The organism is Sphingopyxis granuli (assembly GCF_001559015.1).
GTDB lineage: Bacteria > Pseudomonadota > Alphaproteobacteria > Sphingomonadales > Sphingomonadaceae > Sphingopyxis > Sphingopyxis granuli.
On sequence record NZ_CP012199.1, the window covers coordinates 867048 to 887904 of the forward strand.

Sequence of the window (20857 nt, forward strand, 5' to 3'; positions counted from 1 at the left end):
GCCGCGTCAGCCCGCGACGAGCGCGAGCACGCGCAACGGGCTGCCCGAACCGCCCTTGATCTTGAGCGGCGCGGCGACGACCACGCTGCCCGTCGGCGGCAGCAGGTCCAGATTCTCGAGGCACTGGAGCCCATAGCGGCCCGCCGCGTGGAACAGCGTGTGCGCCGGATAGGCCGGGTCGAGCAGATGCGCCTGCCCCGCGTCGGTGCCGATCGTCTCGACGCCCAGCCCGTGCGCGTCGCGTTCGTCGACCAGAAAGCGCACTGCCTCCGCCGACGGCCCCGGCGTGTGCGCCCCGTCCTCGCGCCGGTTGGTATAGGCGTCGACGTCGCGCTTCGACCAGTCGGTGCGCAGCATGACCCAGCTGCGCGGCGGGATGCGGCCATGCGTGGCTTCCCATTCCTTTATATCCTCGACCGTCAGCAGATAGTCGGGGTCGGCGGCCGCCTTCTGCGAGATGTCGATGACGACGGCGGGCGCGATGAAATCGGCGGGCGCCACCGTGTCGACCGAATTGTTTGGCAGGTCCTTACCCGTGATCCAGTGGATCGGCGCGTCGAAATGGGTGCCGGTGTGCTCGCTGACCGTGAAATTGTTCCAGTACCAAGCGACCCCGCGCTCGTCGTAGCGCGAAATCTCTTCCTGGCTGAAGGCGGCGCACTGGCCGAATTCGGGCGGCAGAACGAGCGTCGGCGTCTCGGGCGACAGCGTCTGGGTCAGGTCGATGGTGTGGATCGCGCCCGATGCGACGCCCGCGGCGAATTGCTGGATAATGTTTGCAGTCATGATCTTTTCTCCCGAGCCGGATTGTGCGTCGAAAAACTTGCATATGCAAGTAAATTGATGATCCCCTAGTCCGCCGGCACGACGTCGAACGCGATCGTCGTGCGGTGCCCCTCGTCGGCGAAGGGGATGGTGCCGTGGTAGAAATAGGACGGGAACAGGACGAGGCGCCCCGGTTCCGGACGCACCGTGCGGACGATCCGTTCGCGGGCGCCGAGGCGCAGGCCGGTTTCGCCGAACTTGAGCCACCCCTGTTCGCCTTCGGCGACCGCCGCGGGGAGGGCGACATAGTAGACCGCGCTGATCCAGCCTTCGGGGTGGATATGGTTGGTGTGATGGCCGCCGTCGTGCAGTCGCACCGACCAGGAGCCCGAAAAGGCGAAGCGGGATGCCTTGCGGTTGAGGAAGGGGTGGGCGGCATCGTCGGGCAGCGCGGCGATATAGCGGCGGACGCCTTCCTCGATCAGCGCCCGGACCGCCGCGACCTCCGGCACGTCGCGGCCGAACAGGTCGTCGGCCGTCTGCGTCCCGCCGCGCAGCGTCTGTTCGAGCGGATGCCGCTGCCCGAGGTGCAGCGCGCCAAGCGCTTCGTCGAGCCGGCGATTGAAACCGGCGACGTCGCCGTCTGCGGGACTGAGGGCCAGTGTGCCGATCAGCGCCACATCGTTCAGCCATTCGGCGCGGGCGTTGCCGGTGAACCGCCACGCGATACCTTGGAGGGCGAGCGCCTGCTGGTCGCGGGGGTCGGTATCGAGGCGGCGCGCGATGCGCGGCATCGCCTCCGCCGGCCGGTCGAGGATCAGGAGCGAGCGGGCGGATTCGCGCAGGGCGGCCGCATGCTCCGGGTCGCCGTCCAGCGCGGCGTCGAAGGCGGCGAGCGCCTCTTCCGACCGGCCGCTCGACCAGAGCGCCTGCCCCAGCCGATATTGCAGGTCGGCGCCGCCGACGCCGCGCGCGACCGCCGGGGCGAGCAGCGCCACCGCCTCGCCCGGTTCGCCGCCGAGCGTCAGGCGGTTGGCAAGCCCCGCGAGCAACCCGGCGTCGTTGGGATGGCGGCGCAGCGCCTCGCGATAGCTGTCGAGATGGCGATCGGCGCGGCGATGCTCCCAGAGCAGTCGGCTGAGCGAATCGTGCATCGCGGCGTCGGTCGGCGTCAGGCGGATCGCCGCGCGATAGGCCGCGGCGGCTTCGTCGATGCGACCAAGATCCTGCAGACAATGCCCGAGGTTGTACCGGATCTTCGCTTCGTCGTGTGCCTGCGCGGCGCATTCCTCGAAGAGCGGCAAAGCCTCTTCGGGGCGCCCGACGAGCCGCAGCGCCACCGCGAGATTGTGCTGCCAGGGCGCATGGCCGGGGCGCAGGCGCAGCGCGGTGCGATAGGCGTCGACGGCCTGCTTTCCGTCGTTCAGCGCGTTCAGCGCCTGACCGAGCACGGCCCATGCGCGCGCATGGTCGGGGCGGGCGCGGACGAGCGGAGCGAGCCCGTCGCGCGCCGCGACCGGATCGCCGAGCGCGATCCGCGCCAGCGCGAGGTTGATCCGCGCGTCGTCGTAGCTGGGCGCAAGAGCCAGCGCTTCCTGATAGGTGGCGGCGGCCTCGGCGTGCCGTCCGAGATCGGAAAGGCTGCTGCCCAGATTGTTGAGCACGTGCGGCTGGGCCGGACGGACGGCCAGCGAGCGGCGGAACAGCGCCGTCGCCGCGGTGTGATCGCCGCGCTGCCGCGCGACCATGCCCAGCAATTGCAGCGCGTCGGGCTGATCGGGGCTGTGGGCCAATATGGCTTGCAGCCCGGCCTCCGCGGCATCGAAACGCCCCGAACGGGCGAGCGCCATCGCCTGACCAAGCGCCTGTTCGAGGCCTGCCTGCGGTTGCGCCAGCGGCATGTCGTGCTCCGGCGGCCGCGATCGCCCGCCGATCCGGCCGCCGGGCATCGAAGCAAATCCCTCTTGTGTCGTCAAGCAAATCGCGCTTTAAATCATATGTAAATTCACATTTTAGGGGACGTTGCCATGCAGGATCATATCGCACGTCGTCGAGGGGGCGGTCACTGGAAGCATGCGGCGCTGGGCGTCGGCCTGCTGGCATCGCTCGCCGCCTTGTCGCCGGTCGTGCAGGCGGCCGAGCGCCCGATTCCCGAAACGACTGACGACGTGCGGCGCGTGCCGATTCCCCCGATCGATCGCAGCCACGAACCGATTGTCGTGATCGCCGGCGGTACGCTGATCGACGGACGCGGCGGCGCGCCGATCTCCAATGCGGTGGTGGTGACCCAGGGCGACCGGATTCTCGCCGCGGGACCCGCCGGGTCGGTGGCGGTGCCCGCCAATGCCGCGCGCACGATCGACGCCTCCGGCCTGTACGTGATGCCGGGCCTGATCGATCTCCACATCCACTTCACCCAGCAGCGCTGCCACGATTTCGGCAAATATTCGGACAGCCCGGCGGGCGCCGCGATCCGCGGCGTCGCGCTGGCCGAGCAACTGATCAACGCCGGCATCACCGCGGCGCGCGACGTGGGCACCGTCGACGATGTCGCGCTGCGCATCAAGGAAGGGGTCGACCGCGGCATTATCCGCGGACCGCGCGTCCTGTGGAGCGGGCGCATCATCGCGACCACCGGCGGCCACGGCGACGAGGTAACGTCGACGGCGACCGGGCGGCAGAAGCCGGCGCTGGGTGGGCCGTCGAAGGGCGCCAACGGCCCGTGGGAATGGCGCACCGCGGTGCGCGAGCAGATCCGCAACCTCGCCGACTGGATCAAGCTCGGCGCGCCCGCCGACAAGGAGGAACTGGCGGCGGCGATCGACGAGGCGCACTCGCTGGGCGTGCCGGTCGCGATCGACAGCTTCGGCAAATATACCGACTGGGCGATCGAGGCGGGGGTCGACACGCTCGAACATCCGCTGGCGATGAGCAACAATGCGGTGCCGCTGATGAAGAAGCACGGGACCGCGTTCGTCCCGACGATCATCGCCTTCGACAACCTGCTCAACGGCGGTTACCCGACTGCCGGCATTCCGAGCGGCGGCTTCTATCACACCCATTCGCGCCGTTTCGTGATCGACCAGCGGGACCATCTGAAGCGCGTGACTGAAGCCTATCGCGCCGGCGTGCCGATCGGCGTCGGGACCGACATTCCGTTCGAAAACGACGAACGCTATCCCGACGCCTATTTCCACGAGCTCGATTATCTGAGCCAAGCGGGGATGAGCAACGCCGACATCCTCGCGTCGGCGACCCGCGTCGGCGCGCAGATCATGCGAATGGGCGACAAACTGGGCACGATCGAAAAGGGCAAGATCGCGGACATATTGATCGTCGGCGCGAACCCGCTCGATTCGCTCAAGAATCTGCGCGACGTCCGCTACGTCGTCGCGGACGGCAAGGTGGTCGTCGACGGGCCGGCGCGTTAGGCCGGATCGACATTCCGCTCTGGCGACCTGCAAATGGCGGTTTTTCGCGCTTCCGCTGCTCAAGTTGGGAATTATCCCTTTTCGACAAGGAACCGTTCTCCGGCGAAAGCCGGGGTTCACGCAGGGCAGTGCTGTGCCATCTGGCCCCGGGCTTTCGCCGGGGAACAGGTTCTTGCCGCTTGCGGGTGGCGCGTCCGTACAATGTCATCGTCCGCCCGCGCGGTGCTATTCGATTGGCAGTTTGCTGAGGTTGGCGCTGATCTTCTGAAGCGTGCGCAGCAGGTGGGCGAGGTCGCGGTTGCTGATGCCGTCCATCGCGCGCGTGAACTGGCGCCCGACGATCGGAGTCAGCTTGCGCAGCGTCTGCTGGCCCGCGGGCGTCAGCGTGACTTCGGTGACGCGGTTATCCTCGGGATTGGGCTCGGTCGTCACGAGCCCCTGTTCGATCATCCGGTCGATGATCCGGCTGATCGTCGACCGCTTGGTCAGGGCGGCTTCCGCGATCGCGCCGATGCTTGCGGGCTGACGCTCGCGCAGCACCGTCATGACGCGATAGACGGGCTTGGACACGCCGTGCTTATGCAGCACCTTGTCCATATCCTCATGATATTTGAAATCGGCGTGCGCCATCAGATAGAATGGCGAATTCTCCAGGCGAAACGTCGGACTGCTCGGGTCGTAATCGCCACGATTTTCCATTTCGCCCCCCAATTTGTCCGTCGATTTCCTCGTCGACCTTGCGTTCATGTGTTCCCCAAATGCCCTGTAGGATCAAGCCGTTCCGTCACGGCGGAACGCTCATGGCGCTCGAATTAGCCGAAAACATATGTATTTGCACTTGGTTATGAGGGGGCGGTTCCGAAATCGTCTGTTGGGTGCCCGCGCCGGCGCCGGGAAGGATTGCGAGACGGCCCTCGATCTCCTCCCTTGCCGTTACGACTGCCGTTCTTTTTTCCCATAGTAGTCGGTGACGCCCGCCACGGCATCACGTGGTCCTTTCCGTGGTGGATAAATTGACACTAATCGCGTGAATATGAATATATAAGTCGCGCTGAGCCGAACGGCCGCTTCCGCGGGACGGCACGCAATACAGGAGGAGGGTGGCGATGCGGGCGAATCGGCTGGTGCGGACGATGGGAATGCTGACGATGCTGTCGGCGGTGGTCGCGGTTCCCGCCCCGGCGCAGGAAGCGAAACAGCGCTGGGACCAGCTATGCCAGATCCGCAAGGACAAACTCGACCTGATCCTGCCGGAGGCGATGCGCGAGAACGGCATCGACATGTGGATCGTCGCGTCGCGCGAAGGGCATGACGATCCTAATGCGGCGATGCTAGGCGGCGGCTATGTCGGCGACATCGGCTATTATATCTTCACCGACCGCGGCGGCGGGCGGATCGAGCGGGCGGCGCTGGGCATCGGCGGCGCGGCGTTCGACCAGTGTCCGCTCTATGACATCAAGGGGCCGCCGTCGGACCTGCGCGCCTTTGTCGAGGCGCGGGTGCCCGCGCGCATCGGCATCAACGTCGCGACCGAGATCGGCACCGCCGACGGGCTCAGCCATTCGCTTCACGAAGCGCTTCGCGCGGCGCTGGGTCCCGATCTGGCGGCGCGGCTGGTCTCCGCCGAAAAGCTCGTCTCCGATTTCCGCTCGCGGCACAGCGCCACCGAGATCGCGGCCTTTGCGCGCGCCGGCGAATATTCGCGGACCATCGCCGAACGGGCGCTATCGAACGAGGTGATCCGGCCGGGCCACACGACGACCGGCGACGTCGCCTGGTGGATGATGGAGGAATTGCACCGGCAGGGGCTGGACAATAGCTTCGGCCTGCCCAGCATCTATGTGCTGGGGCCGGGCGAACGCGGGCCGACGTCGGGCGATCACATGATCCAGCCGGGCGACCTCATCACCATGGATTGGGGCGTCAACTATCTGCTCGCCTACACCGACATGAAGCGTATGGCCTATGTGCTGAAACCCGGCGAGAATGCGCCGCCGCCGGGGGTGCAGCGCGCCTTCGACAAGGCGATGGAGATACGGCGGATGATCCTCGACGCGATCCGCCCGGGCGTGACCGCGGGCGAGGCGCTGGCGGCGGTCAACCGCCGCGTCGCGCAGACGCCGGGGCTTGCGCTCGGCCGCTACGACGATCCGAGTCCCGACCCGAAATATTCGGACGTGGTGATCGGCAGCCATTCGGTCGGCGACTGGGGGCATGGATCGGGGCCTTCGATGGCGGATTTCAACCCGCTGCGCATGACCTATGCTTTGCGGCCCGGCAATTTCCTGTCGATCGAGCTGTTTCTCTATACCCCCGTTCCCGAATGGGGCGAGCGCAAGATCAAGATTCCGCTCGAGGACAATGGCGTGGTGACCGCGCGCGGCTTCGAATGGACCGCGCCCCCGGCGAGCCGCATCCTGCTGGTGAAATAGCGGCCGATCCAGCCCTCCCCCGAAGGGGAGGGCTCGATTCACGCTTCGGGGACGACCGCGATCGTCTCGATCTCGATCTTCGCTTCGGCCTCGACCAGCGCCACGACCTCGGCCACCGCCATCGCGGGGAAGTTGCGGCCGATCAGGTCGCGATAGGCTTCGCCGATCGCGGGCAGGCTGGCGAGATATTCGTCGCGGCTCGTCACATACCAGGTCATGCGCACGATATGCTCGGGGCCCGCGCCGGCCTCTGCGAGGATCGCCAGCGTGTTGGCCAGGACCTGGCGGAACTGGCCCGCGAGGTCGGGGCTGACGAAGCGTTCCTCGGCATCCCAGCCGACCACGCCGGCGGTGAAGACCATGCGGCCGGTCGCCGCGACGCCGTTGGCGTAACCGCGCGGCCGCTTCCAGCCGGGGGGGAGCAATGCTTGATGAGCGGTCATGATATTTCCTTGTTCAGACGGTCGAGAAGCTCGGGCGGCCAGGGGCGCGAGCGGCCCTGCGCCAGATCGATGAGCACCTGGGTGTAGCGGACGGAGAAGCGGGGCTGGCCCGCGCAGGCGATGGCGACGGCCAGATCGACCGAACTGCGGCCGGCCCGCGTGACCGCGACGGTGAAATCGAGCCGGTCGCCGAGGCGGCTCGGCGTCGCGAATTCGGCGTGCAGGCTGACCGTCGGCAGGCCGAGCCGCATGTCGAGATGCAGCGTGCGGCGGTCGATCCCCAGCACCGCTGCGGTCCAGTCCTCGATCGCCGCATCGCACAGCTCGAAATAGCGCGGATAGAAAGCGATGCCCGCGGGGTCGCAGTGTGCGAAGCGCAGCGGCAGGCTGGTGTGGAACATCAGGGCACGCTCTGGGCGAGATGCTGGCGTGCGATGACGACCTTCTGCACCTCCGACGCGCCCTCGTAGATGCGCAGCGCCCGCACCTCGCGATAGAGTGCCTCGACCGGTGTGCCGACGGTGACGCCGAGGCCGCCGAACATCTGCACCGCCTTGTCGATCACCTGCTGTGCACTATCGGTGGCGTGCAGCTTGGCGAGCGCCGCCTCGCGTGTGTTGCGCTCGCCGCGCACGTCGCGGAGCCAGCCGGCGCGGTAGATGAGCAGCGCCGAGGTGTCGACGTCGAGCACCATTTCAGCGAGCTTCGCCTGCGTCACCGCATTGTCAGCGAGCGTGCCCGCGCCCAGCTTGCGGACCCGCGCGCGCGCAGTCGCCTCGTCGAGCGCGCGGCGCGCGAAGCCGAGCGCGGCGGCGCCGACGGTGGTGCGGAAGATGTCGAGCGTCGCCATCGCGGCGGCGAAGCCGCGTCCAGATTCGCCGAGCAGCGCGGTTTCGGGCAGTGCCATGCCGGTGAAGGTCAGGGTGGCGAGCGGATGCGGCGCGATGACGGCGATGCGCTCGGTCACCGCGAGGCCGGGGGTGTCGGCATCGACGATGAAGGCCGACACGCCCTTTGCGCCGGGCGCCTCGCCGGTGCGGGCGAACAGGACATAATAGTCAGCGATGCCGCCGTTCGAGATATAGGTCTTGGCGCCGTCGACGCGATAGCCGTCGCCGGTGCGGGTCGCGGTCGTCTCCATCGACGCGACATCGGAGCCTGAGGCGGGCTCGGTGAGCGCGAAGGCCGCAATCTTCCGCCCCGCCGCGACGTCGGGCAGATAGGCGCGCTTCTGCGCCTCGGTCCCGAACAGGCTGATCGTGCCCGACCCGAGCCCCTGCATCGCGAAGGCGAAGTCGGCGAGGCCCGAATGGCGCGCCAGCGTTTCGCGGATCAGCGCGAGCGAGCGGATGTCGAGCGTGTCGTGCATCCCGCCATAGGCGGTGGGGACGCAGTAGCGCAGCCAGCCGGCGTCGCCGAGCGCGCGGACCAGCGCGCGGCATTCGCCGTCGACATCTTCCGAATGGGCGTGCGCGACGTTCGCCGCGCACCAGTCGTCGAGCTCGCGGCCGAGGCGGCGGTGACCGTCGTCGAGGAACGGCCAGTCGAGGAAGCTGCGGTCGGCCATCAGTCGCCCGCGAATTCGGGGCTGCGCTTGTCCGCGAACGCCTCGAAGGCGCGGCGGAAATCGTTGGTCGCCATGCAGATCGCCTGCGCCTGCGCCTCCATCTCGATCGCGGTTTCGACCGAGACCGCCCATTCGGTGTTGAGCTGCGTCTTGGTGATGCCGTGCGCGAAGGTGGGGCCGCTGGCGAGCGAGCGGGCGAGGCCGAGCGCCTCGTCGAGCAGCGCGTCGGGTTCGACGAGACGGTTGTGGAAGCCCCAGCGTTCGCCTTCCTCGGCACCCATCATCCGGCCGGTGTAGAGCAAGTCCGACGCGCGGCCCTGGCCGATGATGCGCGGCAGGATCGCGCAGGCGCCCATGTCGCACCCGGCGAGGCCGACGCGCGTGAACAGGAAGGCGGTCTTTGCCGCCGGGGTCGCGATGCGCATGTCCGACGCCATCGCCATGATCGCGCCGGCACCGACGCAGATGCCGTCGATCGCGGCAATGATCGGTTGCGGGCATGTGCGCATGGCTTTGACGAGATCGCCGGTCATTCGCGTGAATTGAAGCAGTTCGGGCATCGCCATCTTCGTGAGCGGCCCGATGATTTCGTGCACGTCGCCGCCCGACGAGAAGTTGCCGCCGGCGCCGATGACGACCACCGCCTTGACCGCGGGCGCGTAGACGAGCGCGCGGAAGGTGTCGCGCAGTTCCGCGTAGCTTTCGAAGGTCAGCGGATTCTTGCGTTCGGGGCGGTTGAGCGTGACCGTGGCGACGCCGGCGTCGAACCGCCAGCCGAAATGTTCGGGCGAAAAGCTTTCGGGATTCATGCCTCTTCCTTTCCAGTGTCGGCGGCCAGCGAGTGCTTGAGCGCGCCGAGCAGATCATAGAGTGCCGTGCGCTGGTCGCGGCTGAGCCCCGCGAGCATCGCGTCGATCCAGTCGTGGTGCGCGTCGGCGAGACCGGCGAAGCATTCGCGCCCCTGTTGCGTCAGGCGGACGATCGACGCGCGGCCGTCGGTCGGCGACGGGGCGATGCTGACATAGCGGTCGCGGGCGAGCGTCTGGACGACGCCGGTGACATTGCCGTTCGAAACCAGCAGCGCCTGCGACAACTGCCCCATCGTCATGCCTTCGGGATGGCGGTCGAGCGCGGCCATGACGTCGAAACGCGGCAGGGTGACGCCGAACCGGTCGGCGAAACGGCGCTTGATGCGCTTTTCGATCACCGTCGCGCAGGTCAGCAGCCGCAGCCAGAGGCGGACGTTGCCGTGCGCGCCCATCGCGCCATCGTGCTTTTCGCGGATCGCGGCGGGGGCGGTCACATCACCTCTCCACCCGCGACCATCACCGCCTGCCCGGTCACCGACCGGCTGGCGGGCAGGCAGAGCCACAGCACCGCCTCCGCGACCTCAACGGGGTCGATGAGCCGCCGCTGCGGGTTGAAGCGCGTCAGTTCGGCCAGCGCCTCGGTTTCGCTGCGGCCGGTCTTCGCCCGGATATTGGCGACCGCCTGTCCGACGATGTCGGTGTCGGTGAAGCCCGGGCAGACCGCGTTGGCGGTGAGGCCGGTCGCCGCATATTCGATCGCGAGCGCGCGCATCAGGCCGATCGCGCCATGCTTCGATGCGACATAGGGCGCGGTATAGGCATAGCCCTTCACCCCCGCGGTCGAGGCGACGGTGACGATCCGTCCGGCGGGCGCCGCCAGCAGGTCGGGCAGCGCCGCCTGGCAGCAATGAAAGAGGGCGTCGAGATTGATCGCCATCGCGCCGCGCCATGCTTCGGCCGTGACGCGGGCGAATGGCGCGCTCGGCGCGATCCCGGCGTTGTTGACGAGAATGGAAATCGGTCCATGGGCGCCGCGCGCGCTGTCGAACGCCGCCTCCACCGCCGCGCGATCGGCGACGTCAGCGGGGGCGACATGCGCGTGGGGCAGCGAGGCCGCCGTCGCTTCGAGGGCGTCGCGCCTGCGCCCGATCAGCGTCAGCCGCGCACCTTCGGCCGCGAGCGCCCGTGCGATGGCGGCACCGATTCCCGATCCGCCCCCGGTGATGACGGCATGCACGTCCTGCAAACGCATTGGGGCTCCTCCCGCCTCAGCCCCGCAGGGCGGCTTCCTGTTCGGCCGCACGCTTCATGTTGCGCGCGAGCTGGCTCATCCCGTTCAGATAGGGGGAGGGCACCGCGGCGCCGCGATAGTCGTGCTGCGCCGCGGCGCGCAGCGTCCACATCGGATCGATCATGTGCGGGCGCCCGAGCGCGACGAGATCGGCGCGGCCGGCGGCAAGGATCGAATTGACATGGTCGGGTTCGAAGATGTTGCCGACCGCCATCGTCGACACGCGCGCCTCGTTGCGGACCTGGTCGGCGAAGGGAGTCTGGAACATGCGGCCATAGACGGGCTTGCAATCGGCCCAGGTCTGGCCGGCGGACACGTCGATCAGGTCGGCGCCCGCGGCGCGGAAGGCCTCGGCGATCAGCACCGCCTCGTCGGGCGTCACCCCGGCGTCGCCCATCCAGTCGGTCGCCGAGATGCGGACCGACATCGGCCGTTCGGCGGGCCACGCCTCGCGCATCGCGGCGAAGACCTCGAGCGGGAAGCGCAGCCGGTTTTCGAGGCTGCCGCCATATTCGTCGGTGCGCCGGTTCTGGAGCGGCGTGATGAAGCTCGACAGGAGATAGCCGTGCGCGGCGTGCATCTCGACCATGTCGAAGCCGGCGTAGATCGCCATGCGCGTCGCCGCGACGAACTGGTCGCGTACCATGTCCATGTCGGCGCGCGTCATCGGACGGGGCGTCTGGTTCGATCCGCTCCACGGCACGTCGGACGCGGCGATCAGCGGCCAGTTGCCCTCGTCGAGCGGCTCGTCCATCCCTTCCCAGCCGATCTTCGTCGATCCCTTGGCGCCCGAATGGCCGAGCTGGAGGCATATCTTCGCCTTGCTCTCGCGGTGGACGAACTCGGTGATGCGGCGCCACGCGGCGGCGTGCTCGGGCGCGTACATGCCGGGGCAGCCCGGGGTGATCCGCGCCTCGGGCGAGACGCAGGTCATCTCGGTATAGACCAGCCCCGCGCCGCCCTGCGCGCGAACGCCGTAGTGGACGAAATGGAAATCGCCCGGCGTGCCGTCGACCGCCGAATACATCGCCATCGGCGACACGACGATGCGGTTTTCGAGCTGCATGTCGCGCAGCTTGTAGGGGGCGAACATCGGCGGCGCGCTGTCGTTGCGGCCGCCGGGCGCCTGCGCCTGGAACCAGCGTTCGACGCTTTCGAGCCAGCGCTTGTCGCGCAGGCGCAGATTTTCGTGGCTGACGCGCTGCGAGCGGGTGAGCAGCGAGTAAGCGAACTGGATCGGCTGGAAAGGCAGGTAGCGGTCGAGCGTCTCGAACCATTCGGTCGAGTTGCGCGCGCTGTTCTGCAGCTTCAGCACCTCGATGCTGCGTTCGGCCTGATATTCCTCCAGCGCCTGCGCGCGGGCGAGACCCGGGCGGTTGAGCACCTCGGCAAGCTTGATCGCGTCCTCGAGCGCCAGCTTGGTTCCTGACCCGATCGAGAAATGCGCGGTGTGCGCGGCGTCGCCGAGCAGGACGAACTTGTCGTGCGACCACTGGCCGGTGATGATGCGCCGGAAATTGAGCCACGCGGCCGAACCGCGCAGATGCGACGCGTTCGACATCAGCTTGTGACCGTCGAGATATCTGGCGAACACGCGCTCGCTCCACGCGATCGCCTCGTCGGGGGCCTGCCGGTCGAGGCCCAGCCTTTCCCACGTTTCGGGCGCCATCTCGACGATGAAGGTCGAGAGATTGTCGTCGAAGCGATAGGCGTGCGCCCACACCCAGCCTTCTTCGAGCTGCTCGAAGGCGAAGGTGAAGGCGTCGAACGTCTTGTGCGTGCCGAGCCAGATATAGCGGTTGCGGCGGGTCTGGATGTCGACGTCGAAATGTTCGGCATAGGCGTCGCGGATGCGGCTGTTGGCGCCGTCGGCGGCGATGACGAGGTCGTAATCGACCCAGTCGGCGAGATCGGGCCCCATCTCGGTTTCGAAATGGAAGCGGACGCCCAGTTCGCGGGCGCGGTCCTGCAGGATGCGGAGCAGCCGCTTGCGGCCGATGCCGATGAAGCCGTGCCCGGTCGACCGGATGCATTCGCCGTGGATATGGACGTCGATGTCGTCCCAATGCGCGAATTCGTCGCGGATCGTCGCCCCGCTGACGGGATCGTTCGCCATCAGATTCTCGACCGTCTGGTCGGAAAAGACCACGCCCCAGCCGAAGGTGTCGTCGGCGCGGTTGCGCTCGAACACGTCGACCTGGTGCGCGGGGTCGCGCAGCTTCATCGAGATGGCGAAATAGAGGCCGGCCGGGCCGCCGCCCACGCATGCGATCTTCACTGCGAACGACTCCCTACCGTTGACGATGCGGCGATTCCTAAGCCCATGCCGGAAAAGCTTCAAGCCTAAAATTTTAAGCTTGAAATATCATATATCATGCAATTATTCACGTGTATGGACAGCATCGGAGGCATGATGATGAAGTGGCCGGCACAGCGTCTGACGACGGGATCGAAGAAAAGCTTCGGCATGTATGACGAGGCGGCGAAGCTCGATGCGCAGGGCGCCGACCTGATCCACCTCGAATTCGGACGGCCGCACGCCGACACGCCGGTGCATATCAAGGAAGCGGCGAAGGCGGCGCTCGACGCGGGCATCGTCCACTATGGCGATTTCCGCGGCACGCTGTCGTTCCGGCAGGCGCTGGTCGAAAAGCTGCGCAGCTTCAACGGCCTCGATTACGGCGTCGACGAGGTGCTGGTGACGAACGGGCTGACGCATGCGTCGTTCGCCGCGTTCATGGCCGCGATCGATCCGGGCGACGAGGTCATCCTGCTCGATCCCTATTATCCGCAGCATGTCGGCAAGACCGAACTCGCCGGCGGCAAGGTGGTGATCGCCGAGCTCGACAAGGCCGACAATTTCGCGATCTCGAAAGAGAAGATCGCGGCGAAGATCACCGACAGGACCCGGATGATCGTGCTGATCAACCCCGCCAACCCGACCGGCCGCGTCTATAGCCGCGCCGAGCTTCAGGCGGTCGCGGACCTGGCGATCGCGCACGATCTGCTCGTGCTGTCGGACGAGGTCTATGAATATATCACCTATGACCAGGCGCAGCATGTCAGCATCGCGAGCCTGCCGGGGATGCGCGAGCGCACCATCACCTGCTTCGCCTTCACCAAGGCCTATTCGATGGACGGCTGGCGGGTCGGCTATCTGACCGCCGACGCCCGCCTGATGCCCGCGATCCTGCGCATCACCATGACCGACGTGACGCACGTCAACGTCTTCGTCCAGGAGGGCGCGCGCGCCGCCGTGGAGGGGCCGCAGGACGCGATGCACGCGCTGGTCGAGGCCGACCGGCGCAAGCGCGACATCGTCGTCCAGGCGCTCAACCAGATGCCGGGCGTGACCTGCGCCGAGCCCGAGGGCACCATCTATGCCTTTCCCGACATCAGCGGCACCGGGCGCGGTTCGCAGGAGCTTGCGATGGCGATCCTGCAGGAGGCGCATGTCGTCGTCGAATCGGGCAGCTTTTACGGCCCGAGCGGCGAAGGCCACCTGCGCATCTGTTTCGGATCGGAATCGGAAGCGCGCGTAAGCGAGGCGATGGACCGGCTCACCCGCTTCTTCAACACGCTGTAGCCCCGGCCGTGCGCGCCGCGACGGAAGGACGAAAGGGACATGCCATGAGAAAGACGCTTCACCTCGCCGCCGCGCTGACCGCGATGCCGCTGCTGTCGCTTGCCGCGGCGGCGCCGCTCGCCGCGCAGGACCAGGCCGCGCGCCCGGACCATGCGGCGCTCGTCGCGCTCTACGACGCGTTCCGCGCCTTCGTGCCGCCGCCGATGGTGAAGGGCGTCCCCGATTATTCGCCGCCGGCGATGGCGAAGCAATATGAGGAGCTGAAGCGGTTCCAGGCCCGGCTCGCGGCGATCGACGACAGCGGCTGGCCGGTGTCCGAGCGCGTCGATTACATGGTCGTGCTCGCGGAAATGCGCGGGCTGGAATTCCAGCACCGCGTCGTTCAGCCGTGGAAGCGCGACCCCGCTTTCTACAGCACCACCAACCTCGGCTTCGGGCCGAAGATGCACGGCGCGATCGCGATCCCGAAACTGCCGCTGCCCAAGGACAAGCTGGCCGAGTTCGCGGCGCGGCTGAACGCCGTGCCCGAAGCGTTGCGCCAGGCGCGCGTCAACCTGACCGAGCCGCGCGGCGACCTTGCCCGGCTGGGAATCGCGCAGAAGCAGGTCGAGGTGAACGTCTATGGCGAGCTCGCGGCGCGGGCGGCGCAGGTGCAGCCCGCGCTGGTCGCGCCGGCGAAGCGGGCGCAGGCCGCCGCCGCGGAGTTCAAGGCGTGGCTCGAAAGCATCGAGGCGGGGCTTCCGGCGCACGGCGGCGTCGGCCGGGACAATTATGCCTGGTATCTGAAGAACGTCCTGCTGCTGCCCTATACGCCCGAGGACATCGCCGTGATCGGCGAGCGCGAATATCAGCGGCAGGTGGCCTTCCTGAAGATCGAGGAGCATCGCAACCGCAATATCGCGATGCCCGAGCCGGTGCAGACGCGCGCCGAATTCGATGCCAAGCGCAAGGCCGAGGACGAGGATCTGCTGAAATTCCTGCGCGACGGCGACTGGGTGACGATCCCCGATTATGTGCAGCACGATCCCGAGGAGGGGCCGTATCAGTTCCCGTTCGAGAAGGACCCGGCCAAGCCGGGGCTGTTCGATCCGCCGCTGCATCTCCATTTCTTCTTCCAGGCGGAGTTCCGCGACGGGCGCCCGCTGCGCGCGCACAACCTGCCCGGCCACGCCTTCGACGCGCTGCAGGCGGCGCGCGACACGCGGCCGATCCGCGGCAAGCCGCGCCTGTTCTTCGTCAACGGCCTGCGCAACGAGGGCTGGGCCTTTTATCTGGAAGAGATGATCCTGCAGGCCGGGCTGCTCGAGGACCGGCCCAAGACGCGCGAGATCGACTATATCCTGGGCGCGAAGCGCGCCGCGCGCATCCTGCCCGAGCTGAAGATGCAGGCGAACGAATGGACCTGGAAGCAGGCCAACGCCTCGCTGATCGCGCGCACGCCGAAGTGGATGGAGCCCGGCGACGCGGTGGCGCAGTTCGATATCGAGCTTTATCTGCGCCAGCCCGGCTATGGCATCGGCTATTACATGGGCAAGGTCGAGCTCGAGAAACTGCTCGCCGACGTCGCGATGCAGGAAGGCGACAGGTTCGACATCAAATCCTTCCACGACCGTTTCCGCGCCGCCGGGTCGATCCCGATCTCGCTCATCCGCTGGGAAATGACCGGCCGCGACGACGAGATCCGGGCGCTGCGCTGAACGAAAGGACCCGCACGAAGCCGATGCGCCGCGTGCGGGCCGACGATCCCGGTCAGAAGGCGATCCGCGCCGTGATCCGCGCGCCGTGGCTCTGGCGGCCCGAGGCGAGGGCGCCGCTGTAGGCCGCGCCGATGTGGAAGCCGCCCGCGCGATAGTCGAAGCCGGCCTCGACCTCCGCCGCATTCTTCGGGATCGCGCTGCCGCGGATCGCGAACGATGGTCCGCCCGCGACGAACCGGCCGTTCGCCAGCGCCGCGCGGTCGCCGAACGCGCGGTTCCACGCCAGCGACGCATAGGGCTGAAAGCCCGGCGCGTCGGCGTTGAGGCGCCCGCGGACGCCGAGGCTGAGGAAGCTGGTGTCCTGCCCGGCGTCGGCGACGGCGAGCGCGCCGCTGCCGCCCGTCTCCGCGAAATCGTCGCTGCGGGTGCGGACATGGGCGAGGCGCGCGAAGGGCGTGATCGCGGCGCCGCCCGCCGCCAGATCATATCCCATTTCGCCGAAGAGCTGGAGCGTGTCGGCGTCGCGGCCGGAGGTCAGCGTCTGGGCGAGCGGCGCGACGGTGACGGTGCGGCTGGTGTCGATGGCGTGCCAGCCATAGCTGACCCCGAGCGCGCCGCTGAAGCCCGTGCCGGTGCCGTAGCGGGCATGGAGCGCCAGATATTTGCTGTCGACGTCCGCATGGTCGCCGCGCCCGCCCTGCCGGAAATCGGAGTTGCCGATGCCCGCGGAGAGCGCCGCCGCGAAGCCGTTGCCGCCGATGCCGACGCCGGCGACCAGCCCCTTGTGATCGGTGTCCATCGCGCGCTGGCCGCCGCGGGCATCGAAATCGCCCCAGCCGCCGAAGGCCGATCCCCACACGAACAGGCCGCCTTCGTCCGGGACGGGAAGGCCGAGCAGGGCGCCGCGCAGATGGCGGCTCTCGTCGGTCAGCCCGCTGACCGCGCCCGAAAGCAGCTCGCCCGACAGCTCGGTATAGGCCGTCTGGGCGGTCGCCGCGCTCTGCACGAGCACCGCCTCGAACAGGGGATTGTCGAAACCGAGCGATTCGATGGCCGCGGCGACGCCCGTCTGGTTGAACCCCAGCGCGACGTCGGCGAAACCGATGTCGTTGCGATAGAGCGACAGCGTCACGCGATCGGCGCCATAGCGCAGCAGCGGATCGAGGAAGGCGAGGTTCGACGTCACCGATCCGAAGCGTCCCTCGACGCCGCCCGCGCCGGTCAGGATGACATAGTCGGTGCGCGGCCGGTAATCGCCGCTCTCCGCCAGCACCGCGACCTTCGCCGTGGCGCTGATCGTGACCCGGCCCGTCGCGTCGATCCGATCGGCCTCGCCCGCGGCATTGGCCTCGACCTCATAGGTCGACCCGGCCGCGAACGCGAGGTCGCCGGCGACCGTCAGGCGCCCGATCGAGTTGCCGGGCGCGATGATGCCGCCCGCGAGCGCGGTGGTCGAACCGACCGTGCCGTTGCCGCCGAGCACGCCGCCCGCATTGATCGTCACCGGCGAGGCGATCGAACCGTTGACCGCGAGCGTGCCGCCGTTGATCGTCGTCGGCCCGGTGTAGACATTGTCGCCGGTCAGGTTCAGCGTCCCGGCGCCGGTCTTGACGAGGCCGCCGGTCCCCGAAATCGTGCCGCCGAACCTGCTGTCGTCGCTCTGGTCGACGGTCAACTGGTTGGCGCCGACGACGACCTGCGAATGATCCTCGCCCGACAGGCCGCCGATCACCTGATCCGTACCGGTGATGTCGAGCGTCCCCTCGGCGCCGAGGTCGAACTGCGTTTCCGGCGCGATGACGCCGCCGATGCGGACCGAGCCGCCGAAGATGTTGGTGACGCCCTGAAAGCTGTAATCGCCGAGGAAGGCCAGCGTGCCGGCGCCGCGCTTGTCGAGGATGCCGCTGCCCGAAAAGGCGCCGAGGAAATCATAGCTGTCGGACCGGTCGAAGACGAAGCGGCCATCGTTGACGATGGAGCCCGCAAAGCTTCCTTCGGTGCCGCCCGCGCCGAGCGTGAAGACGCCGTCGCCCTGTGTCCGGACGTCGCCGGCGAGCTGTCCGGTCAGGACGAGCCCGCCGTTCGCAACCGTCGTGCCGCCGCTGTGGGCCATGTTGGCGGTGTCCAGCGTGAGCACGGCGTCGCCGACGAGCTCGACTGCGCCGGTTCCCGTCATGGCGATGTCCGCGAAGCCGGATAGTGCGGCATCGTCGTCGAAATCGAGCACGAGCCGTCCGGCGTTCGCCACCGACGCGGCACCGATCGGGTTCGCCCCGGCGGCTTCGTTGATGTGCAGGGCTGCGCCCGCGCCGATCGACACGGTATCGAAGGCGCCGACCGCCCCCGAGGTCGACCAATAGCCCGCGTCGACGTTCAATATCTCGAAATCATGCGCGGCGCCGAGCATCTGCGCGGTCGTGAGTTCCAATATGTCGCCTTCGAGAGCGAGCGTGTCGGTGCCTGCCCCCGCTTCGATCGCGCCGGTGATCGCGCTGCCCGTGCGCAATGTCACCTTGTCGTCATAGTCGCCGAGTTCGATGGCGACGCCTGCGCCGCCGCGCAGCGTGCCGCTATTCTCGACGGTCGCCCGGACGAAGCTGATCAGCGCCGCGCCGTCGGCGCTGGCGATCGTGCCGCTGTTGACGATGCTCGCGGTGAAGCCGTCGGGCCCGCCCGCATCGCCCTGCACCAGCACGCCGCCGACCGTGCCGTCGATGGTGCCGGCGTTGGCGATCGTGCCGCCGCCCGACAGGATGATGCCGAACCGCTCGCCGATGATCGTGCCGGCGGCGGCGTTGGTGACCTGCGCGACATAATCGGCCTGCGCCTGCGCATCGTGGCGGAAGATCGAGATGCCGTCGGCAAGGCTGGCGCCGGTGCCGCTGATCGTGCCGCTGTTGGTGACGCTGCCGCCGCCCATCAGGCGAAGCCCGTCGTTGCTTTCGCCGGCTATGGTGCCGCTGTTCGCGACCTCGGTCGCCGCCGCAAAAACAATGAGGTCGTTCGTGCCCGGCTCGCGGAAATCGCCCGCGACGATGCCGCCGCCCGCGCCCGAAATGACGCCCTCGTTGACGATGCGCGATTCGCCTGCGGAGACGAAGACGCCGGCGTCGGATGCCGCGGCGCCGTTGCCGCGGATCGTGCCGCTGTTGGCGATATCCACAGCCCCCAGCCGCGCCAGCACGCCCGACATCGCGCCGGTGATCGTGCCCCCGGCCCGATTGTCGATCGTCAGCGCGCCCGACTGGTTGTTCGCGATGCCGGACCCGGCCGTTCCGGTGATGGTGCCGCTGTTTTCGAGCGACGCCTGCTCCAGGATGCCGCCGAAGGTGGCGCCGTCGGCGCCGGTCAGCGTGCCGCTGTTGCGGATCGCCGCCGCTCCGCCGAGGACCGGGTCGCTCTGGACGGCGATGGCCGCCACCCCACCGCTGATCGTGCCGGCGTTGGCGATGGCGGACGGGCCGGAGAGGATGGCGCCGAAACGGTCGCCCGTGATCAGGCCGCTGGCCGCATTGTCGAGGCTGACGATCTCGCCCGGCCGCAGGGCCGAAGCGAGCATCGAGACGCCGTCGGTCAGCGATCCCGACACGCCGCGGATCGTGCCGCTGTTGACGACGGTGCCGCCCCCCATCAGCCGGATGCCGTCATTCGCCTCGCCGATGATCGTCCCGCTGTTGCGGATCGACGTGGCCCCCGCATTCGATTCGAAGCTGTCGGTCGCCGCATTGTAATAGGCGTCGGTCGCGATCCCGAATGTCGCGCCGCTGATCGTGCCGCCGTTGACGATCGACGACGATCCCGCCAGCAGGATGACGCCGCCGTCGGGCGTGGTATTGCCCGCATCGGCACCGTTGCCGCGGATGACGCCCTCGTTGGTGACGGTGACGCCGCCGCCGCGCGCGACGATCGCGGACCGGGCACCCGAAATTTGCCCCGCGGCGCGATTGTCGACGACCAGCAGGCCGGGCTGATCGTTGACGATGCCATGGGCGTCCGTGCCCGAGATGGTGCCGCTGTTGTCGATCAGCGCCTGTTCGAGCAGGCCGCCGACGCGGACGCCGTCGCCGCCGGTCAGCGTGCCGCCGTTGCGGATCGATGCCGTGCCGCCGAGGATCGGGTCGCTCTGCACCGTGATGGCTGCCTCGCCGCCGCTGATCGTGCCGGCGTTGTCGATGGTGGACGGACCGCTGAGGATGGCGCCGAACCGCGCGCCCGCGATCGTCCCGCCCGCCGCATTGTCGAGGGTGACCGCTTCGCCCGGCGTCAGGGCCGACGCCAGCATCGAGACGCCGTCGGTGAGCGGTCCCCACTGGCCCTGGATCGAGCCGCTGTTGGTGACGCTGCCGCCGCCGAACAGGCGGATGCCGTCGTTCTGGCTGCCGATAATCTGTCCGCTGTTCTCGACGCGGGTCCGCGGGGCGTTCGATTCGAAACTGTCGGTTTCAGCATTGTAATAGGCATCGGTGGCGATGCCGAACATCGTTGCGTTGATCGTCCCGCTGTTCACGATGTGCGACGAACCGGCGCGGAGGACGATGCCCCCGTCGGGGCTGTCGTTGCTGCCGCTCGTCCCGTTGCCGCAGATCGCCCCGGCGTTGGTCACGTCGACGGGGCCATTGTTCGCCAGGATGCCGATCCCGTCGCCGCAGACGGTCTCTGCCGGGCCGACGTCGATCGACAGGCGCGCGGCCTGATCGTTGACGATGCCGACGGTCTGGGCCTGCGCCGCGGCGGCCGGGACCAGGAAGGCCGAAGAAATGAGAAATTTCTGTTTCAGCGAAAGAATCATGTCTTGCCCCCGTCATCCGTTCGTTGCGCCGCCGAAGCGGCTTTTTC

At 68.2% G+C, this 20857-nt stretch carries 15 protein-coding genes; 4 read left to right on the top strand and 11 right to left on the bottom strand.

All coding sequences use genetic code 11. From position 1 onward, the window contains the following. Positions 1 to 6: 6 nt before the first annotated feature. On the bottom strand, positions 7 to 786 hold the full coding sequence (locus SGRAN_RS04100) for a cyclase family protein (protein WP_067180832.1): 780 nt from the start codon (positions 784 to 786) through the stop codon (positions 7 to 9). 65 nt (positions 787 to 851) lie between these two features. Next, a complete protein-coding gene (locus SGRAN_RS04105) occupies positions 852 to 2714 on the bottom strand; it encodes a tetratricopeptide repeat protein (RefSeq protein ID WP_067180835.1) in 1863 nt (620 codons plus the stop codon). Between the two features lie 78 nt (positions 2715 to 2792). On the opposite strand from SGRAN_RS04105, the gene SGRAN_RS04110 reads away from it, so the two are divergent. Further along, positions 2793 to 4196, top strand: a complete 1404-nt coding sequence (locus SGRAN_RS04110; protein ID WP_067180839.1) for an amidohydrolase family protein — start codon at positions 2793 to 2795, stop codon at positions 4194 to 4196. A gap of 225 nt (positions 4197 to 4421) precedes the next feature. Here SGRAN_RS04110 and SGRAN_RS04115 read toward each other — a convergent pair whose 3' ends face one another. Next, a complete protein-coding gene (locus SGRAN_RS04115; RefSeq protein ID WP_067105366.1) occupies positions 4422 to 4895 on the bottom strand; it encodes a MarR family winged helix-turn-helix transcriptional regulator in 474 nt (157 codons plus the stop codon). A gap of 407 nt (positions 4896 to 5302) precedes the next feature. On the opposite strand from SGRAN_RS04115, the gene SGRAN_RS04120 reads away from it, so the two are divergent. Continuing rightward, entirely contained in the window at positions 5303 to 6628 is a 1326-nt protein-coding gene (locus SGRAN_RS04120; RefSeq protein WP_210434198.1) for a M24 family metallopeptidase, read from the top strand. Between the two features lie 38 nt (positions 6629 to 6666). On the opposite strand, the gene SGRAN_RS04125 is transcribed toward SGRAN_RS04120, so the two are convergent. Genes SGRAN_RS04125 through SGRAN_RS04155 form a run of 7 tightly spaced genes read right to left on the bottom strand, consistent with a single transcriptional unit; the run spans position 6667 to position 13016 of the window. Continuing rightward, complete coding sequence (locus SGRAN_RS04125) at positions 6667 to 7071, bottom strand: RidA family protein (protein WP_067105367.1); 405 nt, start codon at positions 7069 to 7071, stop codon at positions 6667 to 6669. Next, positions 7068 to 7472 (bottom strand): acyl-CoA thioesterase, encoded by a 405-nt coding sequence (locus SGRAN_RS04130; RefSeq protein WP_067180840.1) that lies wholly within the window; start codon positions 7470 to 7472, stop codon positions 7068 to 7070. Before SGRAN_RS04130 ends, SGRAN_RS04125 begins: the two co-directional genes overlap by 4 nt. Further along, a complete protein-coding gene (locus tag SGRAN_RS04135) occupies positions 7472 to 8638 on the bottom strand; it encodes an acyl-CoA dehydrogenase family protein (RefSeq protein ID WP_067180842.1) in 1167 nt (388 codons plus the stop codon). The genes SGRAN_RS04130 and SGRAN_RS04135 overlap by 1 nt, the downstream gene beginning before the upstream one ends. Next, complete coding sequence (locus SGRAN_RS04140) at positions 8638 to 9447, bottom strand: enoyl-CoA hydratase family protein (RefSeq protein WP_067180845.1); 810 nt, start codon at positions 9445 to 9447, stop codon at positions 8638 to 8640. Before SGRAN_RS04140 ends, SGRAN_RS04135 begins: the two co-directional genes overlap by 1 nt. Continuing rightward, positions 9444 to 9941, bottom strand: a complete 498-nt coding sequence (locus tag SGRAN_RS04145) for a MarR family winged helix-turn-helix transcriptional regulator (protein ID WP_237233739.1) — start codon at positions 9939 to 9941, stop codon at positions 9444 to 9446. Before SGRAN_RS04145 ends, SGRAN_RS04140 begins: the two co-directional genes overlap by 4 nt. Beyond that, a complete protein-coding gene (locus SGRAN_RS04150) occupies positions 9938 to 10699 on the bottom strand; it encodes an SDR family NAD(P)-dependent oxidoreductase (RefSeq protein ID WP_067180848.1) in 762 nt (253 codons plus the stop codon). Before SGRAN_RS04150 ends, SGRAN_RS04145 begins: the two co-directional genes overlap by 4 nt. Positions 10700 to 10715: 16 nt before the next feature. Continuing rightward, positions 10716 to 13016, bottom strand: a complete 2301-nt coding sequence (locus SGRAN_RS04155) for a bifunctional salicylyl-CoA 5-hydroxylase/oxidoreductase (RefSeq protein ID WP_067180851.1) — start codon at positions 13014 to 13016, stop codon at positions 10716 to 10718. A 132-nt stretch (positions 13017 to 13148) separates the two neighbouring features. Between SGRAN_RS04155 and SGRAN_RS04160 the strand changes: the two genes are divergently transcribed. Together SGRAN_RS04160 and SGRAN_RS04165 are read left to right on the top strand one after the other, a co-directional pair. Further along, positions 13149 to 14324: a pyridoxal phosphate-dependent aminotransferase gene (locus SGRAN_RS04160; protein WP_237233740.1), complete on the top strand. Its 1176-nt coding sequence runs from the start codon at positions 13149 to 13151 to the stop codon at positions 14322 to 14324. Between the two features lie 44 nt (positions 14325 to 14368). Further along, on the top strand, positions 14369 to 16021 hold the full coding sequence (locus SGRAN_RS04165) for a DUF885 family protein (RefSeq protein ID WP_067180854.1): 1653 nt from the start codon (positions 14369 to 14371) through the stop codon (positions 16019 to 16021). A gap of 52 nt (positions 16022 to 16073) precedes the next feature. Here the strand turns inward: SGRAN_RS04165 and SGRAN_RS04170 are convergent, their stop codons facing one another. Further along, positions 16074 to 20810, bottom strand: coding sequence for an autotransporter domain-containing protein (locus SGRAN_RS04170; RefSeq protein WP_067180857.1), 4737 nt, complete (start codon positions 20808 to 20810; stop codon positions 16074 to 16076). Between the last annotated feature and the right edge of the window lie 47 nt (positions 20811 to 20857).